Source organism: Streptomyces sp. NPDC050610, assembly GCF_040654875.1.
In the GTDB taxonomy this organism is placed as follows: domain Bacteria; phylum Actinomycetota; class Actinomycetes; order Streptomycetales; family Streptomycetaceae; genus Streptomyces.
In genome coordinates this window covers 24299-38081 of the sequence record NZ_JBFAIV010000043.1, presented here as the reverse complement: position 1 = coordinate 38081, position 13783 = coordinate 24299, and the positions used below count along the sequence as shown (strand labels likewise).

9 protein-coding genes are annotated in these 13783 nt (G+C 70.7%); 3 read left to right on the top strand and 6 right to left on the bottom strand.

All coding sequences use genetic code 11. The features are described 5' to 3' along the window. Nucleotides 1-8 precede the first annotated feature (8 nt). From AB0I22_RS34825 to eccB, 5 genes are all read right to left on the bottom strand, one after another. Nucleotides 9-464, bottom strand: coding sequence for a hypothetical protein (locus AB0I22_RS34825; protein WP_363135004.1), 456 nt, complete (start codon nucleotides 462-464; stop codon nucleotides 9-11). Between the two features lie 174 nt (nucleotides 465-638). Further along, on the bottom strand, nucleotides 639-1913 hold the full coding sequence (locus AB0I22_RS34820) for a PQQ-binding-like beta-propeller repeat protein (protein WP_363135003.1): 1275 nt from the start codon (nucleotides 1911-1913) through the stop codon (nucleotides 639-641). Nucleotides 1914-2059: 146 nt separating this feature from the next. Further along, on the bottom strand, nucleotides 2060-3457 hold the full coding sequence (locus tag AB0I22_RS34815; RefSeq protein WP_363135002.1) for a PQQ-binding-like beta-propeller repeat protein: 1398 nt from the start codon (nucleotides 3455-3457) through the stop codon (nucleotides 2060-2062). 43 nt (nucleotides 3458-3500) lie between these two features. Next, nucleotides 3501-4697, bottom strand: a complete 1197-nt coding sequence (gene mycP / locus AB0I22_RS34810; RefSeq protein ID WP_363135025.1) for a type VII secretion-associated serine protease mycosin — start codon at nucleotides 4695-4697, stop codon at nucleotides 3501-3503. A gap of 91 nt (nucleotides 4698-4788) precedes the next feature. Then, entirely contained in the window at nucleotides 4789-6396 is a 1608-nt protein-coding gene (eccB, locus tag AB0I22_RS34805; RefSeq protein WP_363135001.1) for a type VII secretion protein EccB, read from the bottom strand. 182 nt (nucleotides 6397-6578) lie between these two features. Here eccB and eccE point away from each other — a divergent pair, with 182 nt between their 5' ends. The 3 genes from eccE to AB0I22_RS34790 all read left to right on the top strand — a co-directional run bounded on the left by eccE (nucleotide 6579) and on the right by AB0I22_RS34790 (nucleotide 12718). Beyond that, nucleotides 6579-7955 (top strand): type VII secretion protein EccE, encoded by a 1377-nt coding sequence (gene eccE, locus AB0I22_RS34800; protein WP_363135000.1) that lies wholly within the window; start codon nucleotides 6579-6581, stop codon nucleotides 7953-7955. Next, nucleotides 7955-8782 carry a hypothetical protein gene (locus AB0I22_RS34795; RefSeq protein WP_363134999.1) on the top strand — a complete coding sequence of 276 codons (828 nt, stop codon included), beginning with the start codon at nucleotides 7955-7957 and terminating at the stop codon, nucleotides 8780-8782. Before eccE ends, AB0I22_RS34795 begins: the two co-directional genes overlap by 1 nt. 702 nt (nucleotides 8783-9484) lie before the next feature. Next, on the top strand, nucleotides 9485-12718 hold the full coding sequence (locus AB0I22_RS34790; protein ID WP_363134998.1) for an SCO5717 family growth-regulating ATPase: 3234 nt from the start codon (nucleotides 9485-9487) through the stop codon (nucleotides 12716-12718). A gap of 83 nt (nucleotides 12719-12801) precedes the next feature. On the opposite strand, the gene AB0I22_RS34785 is transcribed toward AB0I22_RS34790, so the two are convergent. After that, entirely contained in the window at nucleotides 12802-13755 is a 954-nt protein-coding gene (locus AB0I22_RS34785; protein ID WP_363134997.1) for a bifunctional riboflavin kinase/FAD synthetase, read from the bottom strand. Nucleotides 13756-13783: the final 28 nt, after the last annotated feature.

Sequence of the window (13783 nt, the reverse complement as noted above, 5' to 3'; positions counted from 1 at the left end):
CGCCCCCGTCAGGCCTTCTCTGCTCCGAGTTCCTTGGCGTTGCTGCGCGCTGGTGCGCCTGGCGCGTGCTCGGGTTCCGGCGCGCGGTAGTTCTTACGTACCTGAGCCTGGATCTGCCGCAGCCTCGCCGCCTGCTCCTCGTCGATACCGTCGTAGCCCTTCTCGGCCACCAGTGCCGTCAACCCCATGGCCTCGATCTGGTCGCCGAAGATCTTGGACAGTGCCGAGAGGCGCTCATGGACAGCGGCGTACTTGGCGGACAGCTTCTTCGCGGAATCGAATGTTCCATAGGCGTCCGACGGGATCACCTGATGGTCGATGCTCTTATGCGACGCGGGGGACTTTTCAAGATCGGTCAGTACCTTGTCGACACGGCTCTTGAACTTGGCCAGCGTCTCCGCTTCCTTGACCAGGTTCTTGCCGAACGGAGTCTGCACCGACGCGCTCAGCGCTCTCAGCTCCACCTTGTTCCTCCCCCTGTTACCGGCGACGCCGCTTGAACACTCTATCCACTCGTCGCTCCGACCCCAACGTCAAAATGGTCAAAGCATGTTGTCAGATCAGTAACAGGTTCCTGCGTACGCCCCTGCCCCCGTAGCACCCCTGAGCTGCTCTCCAGCGGGCGGTCGGCCATCGGCCTATCCAGCGATGGCCAGGATCGTGTCCGTGGCCTCGGTGGGGATGTCGTTGGCGTCGACCACCAGCAGTCGGTCGCCAGCAATGCGCAGGACCGTGCCCCCATGCGTCTGTGCAGTGGCTTCACGCGCTCGTGTGGCGTCTGCATGCGTAATGGTTCGTACCGCGCTGCCGGTCTTCACCGATACGTAGGACAGCCGACCGGGGCGCTCACTGGACGGAACGGTATAGAAGGCCACCTTGCCCCGGTCCCCGGCCACAGCGACGGGGAAGGTAGTGCGGTTCGTATCGGACTTGTAAGTCCAGCGGCTCTTCCCGTCGGTGAGGCTGTACGCCATCCCCATACCTTTTCCACCGACATACAGGATGTCCCCTTCGACCAAAGCCCCTGTGCAGCCTGTGGCCGTCAGGAAGCAACTGCCGAGTTGCCAGAAGTCGTTGGCGGCGATGTCCGCCCCGCGGTGACCGGTGGCCGAATCGAAGACGCTGAAAGCGGCGGCTCCGCCCGTGTCACGGCTCGTCATCACGACCGCCGGGCGGGTTGAAATGATCGAGGAGGCGAAAGTTCCCTTGGCCATCGTGCTGGACCACTTGGGTTTGCGCAAGTCTCTCGGATCGAGCGAACGAATCGTGGAGGTGCTGCCGCAGTAGGCGGTGGAGATGAGTTCAGGGCCACCGGCAGCGTTGACCATCTCACAGGCCTTGCGCTTCTGCTGGGACACGCGTTTACCGTCGACGAGACTGCGGCTTTCCTCTCCGGTGGCCCAGGAAAGATAGGCGTAGCCTCCGTGCACAGCGATGGCCAGAGGGGCCTTGCGCCACTTGGCGGGAGTCAGCGCGGGTCCCGCTTTCTCTTCTGTGGCGATGGACTGCTCCCAGGAGCGTTCGCCCGTACGGAGGTCGACGGCGGTGACGTCGGTGCAGACTTGCCCGAACAACGTCGCGATGACAACCCGGTTCCCGTCGGCTTCGCGCGAGGCCGCGCACAAGGTGCCCGAGAGGATGAACGACCATTTCTTTTCGCCGCTTTTGATGTCGTAGGCGGTCAGCATGTCCGGTTCGGCCTTGACGACCAGCGAGTCGGTGAACCATGTGCCGAGAGCCGTGTTCGCGCCTTTCGAGGGTTTCGTGCGGGCCTGCGCGGTCCAAGCGATCGTGCCCGCTCTCGGCGCCGCAGACTTGTCCGCGTCGGCTGCGGGGTTCGATCGGCTGTCGAACAGCCAGATGGCGCAACCGACACAAGCGCAGAGGACGACGACCGCAATGGCGATGAGCAAGGACCTGCGTCGCGGGGACCGCGGTGGGCGCGACGGAGCGGTGGGCGGGCTGCCCCATGCCCCGGCCGTAGGCATGCTGCCGTGGGGCGACGGATGCGACACTGGTTCGGCTCCTCGATCGTTCATCAGTGGTCGGTGGCGGGTGCTCAGCGGTAGGACATCAGGAGCGAGTTTCCGCTCGCGCCGTCGCCGGCGACCAGATAGAGATGATCGTCACGGAAGTACGCGAATCCGTTGTGGGCGATTTTCTTCTCGGCTTCGGCGGATTGGGTCGGCAGCTTCAGATGGAGCTTGGAACCGCCGGTCGACGGGTCCAGGGAGAACACCCTTCCACTCTCGTCCTGGGTGGCCTCCTGATACACCAGCAGGCGCCCGTCGTGCAGGGCCAAAGGCCTGTTCTCGCGCTGTCCCGGAAGTCGCACAGACCAGCGCCTTTCCCCTGTCGCTGCATCGAAGGCGGCGATGGTGTCGGCGCGCACACCATCATCGTTCCCCGTCGCGAGATAGATGCTGCCGCCGGCGACGAGCGCCAAGCGACACGAATCCAGCTTCATGTGGTTGCAGCCCAGAGCGTACGGACCGGACGTGAGAGAGATCATTTTCTTGAGATGACCTTGGTCATCGAGGAGCGCGATATTCGAAACATCACTCTCGCCTTCACGCCCGATAGTCACCACGGCCGGATCGACGGACAGGATGTTGTGCACCGTGACGCCGTCGAGCACCTTCCACGTCCACTTCTCGATGCCGGTCTTCGGATCCACTCGCATGAGGAATTGACGCCCGGACAGATCGCACTGGACCAGGGACAGGTCCTGGCCCCCGCTGGCGACGTCGCCCCGCGGTACGCAGCCGTTGTCCCGGCGTTTGACCGGACTTCCCTTGTCAGCCGTGAAGGCGACAGTGCGGGTGTTTCCCGACAGGGTGACGACTCCACGGGAAACGGAGATGTTCGCATTCTGATAGAGCTGATCGTCGCCGCGGGAATCGGCGAGGTTCTTGTGCCAGAGGCTGCGTCCGTGTCTCAAGTCCACAGCCATCAACTGATCGCAGTGGTACTTCTGTTTTCCGTAGGCGATTGCGGCGATGCCGCCATCAGGCCTGGGCGAAGAGCCGCACGCGACCCCGGGTACCGGCACCGACCAACTCGGCTTACCGCCGTCTTCACGGTAGGCCGTGACCGCTCGCGCGGTGGTCTGGATGACATTGCCCTTCGCGAACCAGGTGGTGGCCGTCGCGTCCATGCTGTCCTTGTCCGCGTCCGGCACGGGGGTCAGCCACTCAAGCCGGGCGTCAACGCGGTGCTGCGGGCTCGGCTCGGCCGCGGGTTCTCCGCTCCACAGCAGCCACCCACCCGTGCCCAGGCCCGCGGCGAGCAGTAACGCGAGGACGAGGGTGAGGATTGTGCGGCGTCTACCGCGGCGGGCCTGGTCCGGGACGGCTTTCAGAGCCGAGGCGGTGAAGGGAGAGAGAGGAGGCGGGCCGAAGCCCGGTGGAGCGGTAGGGCGTTGGTCGAAGGGCTGCTCCGGCGGCGGCTGCGTCATGGGGAATTGGCTTCCTCTGCGGGGGCGTTGACGCGCCCCGGGCTCAGACCCCGCGGCGGCGTTTGCGGTCGCGGGTGACGATGGCTGCGCCTGCGATGACGGCGACGATGACGGCCGCGCCGCCCAGTGCGTAGGTCGCCAGGCGTTCCTCGCGCTGCTGGGGGGTCTCGCCCACGGCGAGGGCGGCGGGTCGGGGGGCTTCGACGTTGTGGGCGGAGCCCTGGTTGAGGGTGACGTGGTTGATGGGGTGGTCGTCCTCGTTGAGGGCTCGGACGGGGTCGACTACGCCCCAGCCGATGTAGCGGTCGTGGGCGTTGACGGCGCGTTCGGCGGTCTGCTCGATCTGGGCGACGACCTGCTTGGGCGTCCAGTTGTGGTGCTTGGCGCGGATGAGGGCGGCGACCCCGGCCACGTACGGGGCGGAGAAGCTGGTGCCGTTGTCGACGCACTGGCCGCCCTTGGGGACGGTGGAGACCATTTCGACGCCGGGGGCGGCTACGCCGACGAAGTCGCCGGACTGGGAGAAGGCGGCGCGTTCGTTGTTGCGGTCGGAGGCACCGACGGCTAGGACGCCCTCGTAGGCGGCCGGGTAGGTCTGCTTCACCTTGCCGTCGAGGCCGTCGTTGCCGGCCGAGGCCACGACGACGACGCCCGAGTCGATGGCCTTCTCGACGGCTCGTTCCAGGGCGCTGTCGGCCTTGAGCGGGGTGACGGTGTCCTGGGAGATGTTGATGACGTCGGCGTGGGCGGCCAGGGCCTTCTCGATGCCGGTGGCCATGGTCGTGGTGTTTCCGGTGCCCTTTTCGTCGTTCTGCCGGATCGGGATGATCGTCGCCTCGGGGGCGATGCCGACGAAGCCGGTGCCCGGCGCCTTGCGGGCCGCGATGATGCCCGCGACCTTGGTGCCGTGGCCGACGACGTCGGTCGTGGCGCCGCCGGGCGGGCTCTCCTTGTTCTTGTCCTTCGGCTTGGGGAGCAGGTCGGCGCCGCTCTTGGCGTCGACCGCATCCTTCAGCTGCGGGTTCTTGATGTCCACGCCGGTGTCGATGACGGCGACGCGGATGGGCCGGCCGTCGGGCCGCTTGCCCTTGGTGTCCTGCCAGAGCTGGTCCAGCATGACGCGCTGCAGCGACCAGGGCGTGCCCTTGATCTGTTTGGCGGGGTAGGTGCACTGGCCGCTGCCGTCGGGCCGGGTAGCGGGCGCGGACGCCTGCTCGGCGGCCGTAGCGGTCCCCGCCATCAGCGTGGTCAGGGCCGCCGACGTCGTCAGAAGCGCGGCGATACGGGTACGGGCGGGCGTCATCACGTTGGCTGTCCTCATGCCCACTCCCCTACGAGCCCTGCGGCTGCTTGGCGCTGTTGGTGTCCAGCCGGGGGCCGGTCGGCAGGAACTCCGACCAGTTGGCGGGTACGGGGATCGGGTTCACCTTCTGGTAGCCGAGCCGGGTCTGGGCCTGGTTGGCCGCCGGCTGCTCGGGGGCCGCGGACTCGCCGGGCTCCCCCGAGTCCTGGTCCTGGTCCTGGCCGCCGTTCTTGGCTTCGCCGTCGTCGCCGATCTTCGACTTGCCGGCGCCGCTGTCGTTGTTGGACTGGACGGCGTACCGCAGGCCGGTGTCGGTGACGAGGAAGACCGAGCCGCTCTTGGTCTGCCGGCCCGTCACCTGGCGGTAGAGGATGCCGGCGCCGGGGGTGACGTACGCGCTGGTGGCGCCGTCGGGGAGGGTGGCCGGGTAGTCGGTGCCGGCCCAGGCGGCGAGCTGCGGGGCGCCCTTGGCGTCGACGCCGTTGAAGATGCTGCACACGGTGTTCTTGGCGCCGCTGCCGGCGGCCGGGTCGATGGAGTTCGCCTTGTCGGGGATCTCGGCGGGCCAGTGGTACTGGCCGTAATATTCGTCCGCGTCCGGCGTGAAGTCCGCGGCGCCCACCCGCTCGGCGGTCCCGGCCTGTCCCAGCTTGCTGAGGTCGCGGCTGCTGAGCAGCAGGTTGGCGACGAAGTCGGAGACGCGCTGGACCTTCCCCTGGAGCACGACGTACTTCTGGGTGCCGGTGCCCGTGGGCGCCTCCAGGACCGTCCCGACGTGGTTGGCCTTGGCGCTGAGGGTCGGTACGCCGGCGTTGGCGCCGATCTGGCCGGGGATCTCGGGGAAGTCGATGGGCGCGCCGTCGTGGAAGGTGGCCAGCCAGTCCTTGGTGACGGGCTGCGGCTGGGTGCCGTCCCGGAAGATCGAGCGGAGCAGCAGGTTGTAGTCGGCGTTCTTCTTGGCCTTCCAGCCGGGGCCGCCGATCAGGTATTTGGTGCCGCTCGGGTCGACCAGGTAGCGGGAGTGGTCCTGGCCCTCCACGTACAGGGCCTGCTTGCCGTGCAGCCGGTGGGAGTCGAGCTGCTGCCCCTTGGGGTCGCGGTCGGCGAAGAGGAAGACGGCCTTCTGGGTGGTCTTCCCGTTTCCGCCGGGCTGTTCGCAGACCGCCCACTGCTTCTTCTTGCCCGCTTCGTCGGCGCTGGGCATGCGGTCCGGCGCGTACGGAATTCCGAGCGTGGGGCCGCGGGAGATCTTTCCGCTGTCGAGCTCGGACTCCTTCACCTTGATCACGCTGGATTTCTCGGGGGTGAGGAGGAGCTTGGCGGAGGCGAGGTTGAGGACGGGGTGGAGCTGCTTCTTCTTGTCCGTCTTCAGTACGACATAGCGGGTCGTCGAGTCGCTGCCGACGATGACGTGTGCCGCGACGTCGTCCCAGCCCTTGGGGGCGGTGGGTTTGAACATGCCCCAGGCGCCGAAACCGGCGAGGATCAGCGCCCCGACGACGACGCTCGGCAGGACCGTGCGCAGCGGGCGCGGGGCTCCTTCCTCGGTGCCGGTGGGCGAGGGTTGCAGAAACGCGGCGACTGTCCGCTTCTTCGCAAAGGTATAGGCATTGAGCTCGTCCCGCCGTGATGCCATGTCTAGCCGTTTCTCCCCGTTGTTCGGCCTCGGTTGACGGGTGCCGCCCTCGGTCCCCCTGTCATACGGACCCTCTACTATGCCCGTAGACGAATGACGCATGGTGCCGGGGGACCGTCTCGATACGGACAGCGACCGCTCCAGGCTGGTGCGTTTCGGACATTGAGGGGGCATTGGCGGGGATGACTGCCGGGACGCGCGTACGGACTTCGCGGGATACGCGGGATACGGGGAGCGCGGGAGGCTCTCCGGGGCGGCGGCGGCCGGGCCGCCGGGGCTCGTCGCGGACGACCGCTCCGGCCGCCTCCGCGCCGGCCGCCGCGACGGGCGCGGTGGTGCCGCGGACCTCCTCGCGGCCCGGGAGCATGGGGCCGCTGCGGTTGCAGCAGCTCGTGCTGATCGAGGTCGCGGCCGCGGTCGTCCTCGTGGGCTGGGCCATCGGCAAGATGGCGCTGATCCCGGCCTCGGTGGTGGCCGTGGTGCTGGTGCTGCTCGCGCTCGTACGCCGCGGACGCCGCCCGATCGCGGAATGGCTGGCGACGGCGCTCGCGCTGCGCCGGCGGAAGCGGCAGGCGGCGCAGCCGCTCGACGCGGGTACGGACCCGAGCTTCGCGCCCGCGGTGGAGTGCGAACCCGCACTGGCGACGAGCACGTTCACGGACCGCGAGCGGCGGCCGGTCGGCATGGTCGGGGACGGGACGTTCCTGACGGCGGTCCTCCAGATCGAGGCCGTGGACTCCCCCTTGCGTCCGCAGCGCACGCAGCGGCCCCTGCCGCTGGCGCTGCTGCGGGACGCGATGGAGGTGGAAGGCATCCGGCTGGAGTCCGTGCAGATCGTGCAGAGCGCGCTGCCCGCGCCCGCGCCGCATCTGCCGGAGCAGGCGGTGGCGGCCCGTAACTACGTGCCGTTGCAGGCGCAGACCGGGGCGCCCGCGGTGCGGCTGACCTGGGTCGCGCTGAAGCTCAACCCCGAGCTCTGCCCGGAGGCCGTCGAGGCCAGGGGCGGCGGTCTGGAGGGCGCGCAGCGGTGTGTGCTGCGAGCGGCGGATCAGCTGGCGAGCCGGTTGCAGGGGGCCGGTTTCGGGGTGACGGTGCTCACGGAGGAGGGGCTGACGGCGGCGATAGCGACCGCCGCGAGCGCGAACCCGATGGCCACGGCGCAGGCGGGGCGGACGAACGCGCCCACGCGGCGGACGGTCGAGAGCTCCCGGACCTGGCGCTGCGACGACCGGTGGCACACCACGTACTGGGTCGGCCGCTGGCCGCAGTTGGGGCCGTCGGCGACGCCGCTGCCCCAGTTGGCGGCGCTGCTGACCTCGCTGCCCGCGCTGTCGACGACGCTGAGCCTCACCCTGGGGCGGGGCGGCACGCAGAACGGGCGACACGCCCCGACGGTGACCGGCCATGTGCGGATCACGGGCCGCAGCGCGGACGAACTGGTCGCCGTTCGGCGGGAGATGGAGCGCACGGCGCGCGGGGTCAAGGTCGGGCTCGTACGGCTGGATCGCGAACAGGTTCCCGGCGTCCTCGCCACACTGCCCCTCGGAGGTACCCGCTGATGGCCACGCCGACGACCACCACCCCGTCCGCGGCCCAGCCCGCCGGCGGCCCGCAGGGCTTCCCCGGTGCGGGCCGCACCGACGCGCCCAGCCCCGCCCCGGCGCCGCCCGCCCCGCGGATACGCACCTCCCGGTTCGGCTTCGGGCTGATCGGCCCGCGCCGCCAGCGGCACGAGCTGACCCCGGAGCAGTTCGAATCGCTGGCGCTGCCCGTGGGCGACGACGGCGTGGTCATCGGACAGGACGCGCGCGGCCAGGCGTCCGTACTGGGCCTGAGCCGGCCGACGCCCTTCGAGGTGCTGCTGATCGGCGGCGTGTGGACGTCGCAGGTGATCGCCCTGCGTACGGTCGGCACGGGCGCCCGGGTCACGGTGGAGACGGGCCGTCAGCAGGTGTGGACGGCGCTCGCGCAGGCGGCCAACAGCGGCCAGCAGTGCGTCACGCTGCACGACGTCGGGCGGGTGCCGCCGCAGGGGCCCTCGGTGCACAGCCCGGTGCTCGTCGTCCGCGACTGCGGCATGCGGCCGCCGCGCGGCCGGGTGAGCGCCGCGCCCTGGCAGTCGGTGCTGACGCTGCTGCCCTACCTGAGCCCCGTCGCGCCTCGGCTGATGGAGAGCGCGGGACTGGTCGGCGTCCAGCGGGTCTCACCGGACGAGGCGCGCCAGATCGGCAGGGCCATGGCCCTGCCGCAGGCCGATGTCGAGGCGCTGTCCACACTTCAGGACGGGGTCACGCTCTGGTGCACGCGCCGCTCGCGCGTGTACGTGGCCACGCAGCCGACCGACCCCGAGACGGGGCTGCTGGGCGGGCCGCGCCGGATGGATTAGGGGCCCGGCCCAAGGGTCCCAAGGGGGCCCAAGAGGTCGGGGGACGAAGTACGGGGGTACGGGGTGAGGGTTCGGGGCGGACGGTTGTCCTTCGGGCATGGTGGGCGGCTTTTCAGTGATGTGCGGCTCGGTCGCCATGTCTTCGGTGGCGGGCGGCTCGGTTGTGGTGGTGTGCGGCTCGGTCATGCTGTGCGGGCTGGCCGGCATGCGCGGGTTGGTTGTCACGTGTGGGCTGGTTGTGGTGTGCGGCTCAGTTGTGGTGTGCGACGTCGAGGCGTGGTGCTGGGCGGGCCGGTCGAGTTCGGTCGGAGACGTCTGCTGTCTGCCGCCCCGTCGACCGTTTGCATCGGTAGCCCGCAGCACAAATCATCGGAAATATCCGAATCCGGCATCAAAGCGGTCCAGTTACGGAAGTGAAGCGACGGTTCCGCGCATCGATGCGCACCAATTGCCACTACTTGCCCCTGGGCCGCACTGGACCGGCCGCGTGCGGGCAGGTGACTCATCGGACACCGGTAAGGGCGGGGGCGGGCCTGCCATAGCACCGCTGATGATGATTAGTCTTGGTGTACGTACGCGCAGGAGATTCCGAGTACAGGACTTCTGCGTCACATACGGGGGAAACCCGGGCAGTCGGACGACGGGAACGGTCGGCCCCGACAAGAAATTCAAGGGCGCTAGACCACACCAGCAGGAGGCATTGTGAGCAGCGATCGGGACGAGAGCCGCGCTGGCGGGAAGACGGCCGGCGAGGATCGGTCCGACGCCGAGCACGAGCACACGGGCGAGTTCACCATCGACTACACGCCGCCTGCCTGGTACACGCAGAACGCGTCGGGCGACCAGGGCGGGGCTTCGACGCCTCCGCCGCCGTCGGGCATGCCGCTGCCGGGTCCCGGGACGCCGCCGGGGGGCGGGTTCCAGCCGGCGTGGACGCCGCAGCAGGCCGCCGAGCCGCCCGTGGCGCAGCAGCCCCCCGCCGCTCAACCCCCTGTGGCGCAGCCGCCCGTACCGCCGCAGTCCCAGGGCGGGCAGGCTCCGGCCGCCGCTCCAGCAGTCGCTCCGGCGAATCCCGTGCCCGCGCCTCCCGTCTCGGTGCCCCCCGTCCCGACCGCGCCGCCCGCGGCTGCGCCCGCGCCCGCAACCGCGTCAGAGGCGGAAGGGGAAGCGGAGGCGGAGAAACTGCCGAGCTTCGCCCAGTTGCACGCGGCGGTGGCGGCCTCAGAGGGGGATACGGAGAACCCTGAGCCCGGCATCGACACCGGCAGTTCCCCCGGCCGCGACCGACAGGATGACGAAGCCTCCGGCGCACGCGCGGCGGGAGAACCGGAGCGGACCGCCGGCGGCTCCGCTGCCGATGACACCGGCAGCGGCGGCGTGCCGCTCGGCGGGGCGACCATGCGGTTCTCCAGCGCCGACCTGCGCCGCGAGGCCGCGGAGCGCGCAGGCGGTGCGGAACCCACCAGCGACGCGGAAGAGTCGCAGGACGCCTCGGCCAACGCCCCCGCCCCCTCCGATGTCTCCCCCTCCAAGGGGCGCGACGGCGGCGAGGAGGAAGAGCACCCCAGCGGTGACGTGCGCAGCGAGGGAACGATGAAGTTCTCGGTCGCGACGCCGCGCCGCGAAGAGGCGACCGCCGAGCCCGCGGACGCCGCCTCGCAGGACGCGGTGGCCGACTCCGCACCGTCCGTACCGGCGGACGCCGCCGCGCCCGCTCCCCCGCAGGCCTGGGCCCCGCCGCCCGCGCCGCCGGGCGGGCTGCCGCCCCTGCCGCCGGACTTCCAGCCCGCGGCGCCGCAGCCCCCGCAGGCTCCCCCGTCCGCCGCCGCTCCGACCGGCGGCGCCCCTTGGGCCCAGCCGCCCGCTCCGGAGCAGCAGCCTGGCGCGGCGGCTCAGGCCGCGCCGGGCCCGTACGCGCCGACGAGCGGCCCTGGTGCCGGTCCCGTTCAGCAGGGCTCCCCCTGGCCGGCCCCGCCCGCGGACGGCTCCGCCCCGGCAGCGGCTCAGGCGCCCAACTCGCCTTCTCCACAAGCCGGTTACGGATACTCGGGCCCGGCTGGACCGTCCGCGGCGCAGGGCGGCTACGGCTTCCCGCAGCCCGGCACGCCGGCCGCACCCCCCGCCGCGCCCCAGCCCGGCGGCCCGTACGCGCCGTACGCACCCCAGCAGCCCCCGGCCGCGCCGCACGAGGCTCCGACCCCGGCCCCCCAGGACGGCTACGGCTACCCCGGGCCGGGCGCCCAGCAACCCCCGGCCCCCTCGGCCAACACCCCTGCCGCACCGGGCGGTTACGGCTACCCGCAGCCCGGCGCCATGCCCCCGGCCGCCGACCCGGCGCAGCCGGGGCCCGGCTACGAGGGCGCGCAGCAAGGCCCCGTCGATCCGCGCACCGGCGGCTGGCCGGCCGTCACCCCCGAGCAGCGGCAGCGTTCCGTGCACGGCGCGCCGCTCGGGTACACCGCGGCGGTGGAGCTCTCCTCCGACCGGCTGATCAGGGGCAAGCAGAAGCCCAAGAAGCAGGGCGGCAACGCGGCTTCGCGGTTCAAGTTCGGTGGAAAGAAGGAAGAGGCCGAGCGGCAGCGCAAGCTGGAGCTGATCCGCACTCCGGTCCTCTCCTGCTACCGGATCGCCGTCATCAGCCTCAAGGGTGGCGTCGGCAAGACGACGACCACCACGGCCCTGGGCTCGACGCTGGCGAGCGAGCGGCAGGACAAGATCCTCGCGATCGACGCCAACCCGGACGCGGGCACGCTCGGCCGCCGAGTTCGCCGCGAGACGGGTGCGACCATCCGCGACCTGGTGCACTCGATCCCGCACCTGAACAGCTATATGGATATCCGCCGCTTCACGTCGCAGGCGCCCTCCGGGCTGGAGATCATCGCCAACGACGTGGACCCGGCGGTCTCCACGACCTTCAACGACGAGGACTACCGGCGCGCGATCGACGTGCTGGGCAAGCAGTACCCGATCATCCTCACCGACTCGGGCACCGGCCTGCTCTACAGCGCGATGCGCGGGGTCCTGGACCTCGCCCACCAGTTGATCATCATCTCGACGCCGTCGGTCGACGGCGCGTCCAGCGCCAGCACCACCTTGGACTGGCTCTCCGCGCACGGCTACGCCGACCTCGTCTCGCGCAGCATCACAGTGATCTCCGGGGTCCGCGAGACCGGCAAGATGATCAAGGTCGATGACATCGTGTCGCACTTCGAGACCCGCTGCCGCGGCGTCGTCGTCGTGCCGTTCGACGAGCACCTGGCGGCGGGCGCGGAGGTCGATCTCGACATGATGCGGCCGAAGACGCGCGAGTCGTACTTCAACCTCTCCGCCATGGTCGCCGAGGACTTCGTACGGGCCCAGCAGCAGCAAGGGCTGTGGGCCGGCGACGTCAACAACCCGCAGGGGCAGATGGGTTCGCCCGCGCAGGGCGGTTACGCGCCGGACCCCGGTCAGGGCCAGCACCCCGGTCAGTTCCCGGGGCAGTTCCCTGGCCAGGGCCAGGGCCCCGGCCAGGCGCCGGGTGCGCCCGGCGGTCCGTACGGCGGCAACCCCTACGGCGATCCGTACGGCGGGCAGCCGCAGCAGCCCCAGCCGTACCAGCAGCCGGGGCAGCCTGGACAGCCCGGCGGCTGGCAGCAGGCCGCGCCCGGCGGGCCCGCGCCCGTACCCGGTCAGGGGCAGCAGCCCGCGCCCGTACCGCCCGGCTGGCAACAGCAGCCTCAGGCGCAGCCCCCGTACCAGCCGCAGCCTGCTCAAGGGCAGCCGGGCCAGGGGCAGATGCCGGGCTGGCCGCCGCAGCAGGCACAGCAGCCGCAGCAGCCCCCGGCCTATCCAGGAGCGCAGCCGGGACAGCAGGGACAGCCGGAACAGCAGCCCCAGCCCGAGCAGCAGCCCGGCTACGGCTACCCGCCGCCCCCGGCACCGCCGCAGCAGTAGCAGTAGCAGTTCACATAGAACGAAACGGGCGGGGCCGCGCATCGAATGCGCGGCCCCGCCCAGTTGTCTCTGCTCTGCGCGGCCTACCGCTCGTCCTCGGCCTCGACCAGCTGCCGGGCCCGCTTCACATCGCCCGCCATCCGCTCCAGGAGCGTGTCGATGGAGTCGAACTTCTCCATCCCCCGCAGGTAGGCGAGAAAGTCGACGGCCACGTGCAGCCCGTACAGGTCCAGGTCGACGCGGTCGATGGCGTACGCCTCGACCGTCCGCTCCGTGGCGTCGAACTGCACGTTCGTGCCGACCGAGATCGCCGCGGGCATCGTCTCGCCGTCCGCGGTCAGCCACCCGGCGTAGACGCCGTCGGCGGGGATCGCGGTGTGCGGCAGGGTCTCCACGTTGGCGGTCGGGTAGCCCAGTTCGCGGCCGCGCTGCGCGCCGCGCACGACGACGCCCTCGACGCGGTGCGGCCGCCCGAGGATCTCCATCGCGCCCGCGACGTCGCCCTCGGCGACCAGCCGCCGGGTCAGCGTCGAGGAGAACGGCTGCCCGCCGCCCGCCTCGCCGCTCACGAACAGGTCGATGACCTCGACCTCGTAGTCATAGGTGGAGCCGAGCTCCACCAGGAAACCCACGTTGCCCGCCGCCTTGTGCCCGAACCGGAAGTTGGGGCCCTCGACGACGAGGCGCGCGTGCAACTTGTCGACCAGCACCTTCACGACGAAGTCCGCGGGCGACAGCTTCGAGAACTCGGTGGTGAAGGGCAGGATCAGCAGCGCGTCCACGCCCAGCTCCGCCATCAGCTCCGCACGCCGGTGGTGCGGGGCCAGCAGGGGCGGGTGGCTGCCCGGCCGTACGACCTCGCTCGGGTGCGGATCGAAGGTGACCACCACCGACGGCACGCCGAGCTCGCGCGCCCGCTCCACCGCCCGGCCGATGATCAGCTGGTGTCCGCGGTGCACCCCGTCGTAGGAGCCGATGGTGACGACGCTGCGTCCCCAGTCCTCGGGGATGTCCTCCAAGCCACGCCAGCGTTGCACTGTGCCCGCTCCTCGCCCGAACCTTTGT

Coding starts and splice junctions, on each gene's coding strand:
- AB0I22_RS34815 (WP_363135002.1), bottom strand. CDS start 3,457: ATGACGCAGCCGCCGCCGGAGCAGCCCTTCGACCAACGCCCTACCGCT.
- mycP (WP_363135025.1), bottom strand. CDS start 4,697: ATGGCGGGGACCGCTACGGCCGCCGAGCAGGCGTCCGCGCCCGCTACC.
- eccB (WP_363135001.1), bottom strand. CDS start 6,396: ATGGCATCACGGCGGGACGAGCTCAATGCCTATACCTTTGCGAAGAAG.
- eccE (WP_363135000.1), top strand. CDS start 6,579: ATGACTGCCGGGACGCGCGTACGGACTTCGCGGGATACGCGGGATACG.
- AB0I22_RS34795 (WP_363134999.1), top strand. CDS start 7,955: ATGGCCACGCCGACGACCACCACCCCGTCCGCGGCCCAGCCCGCCGGC.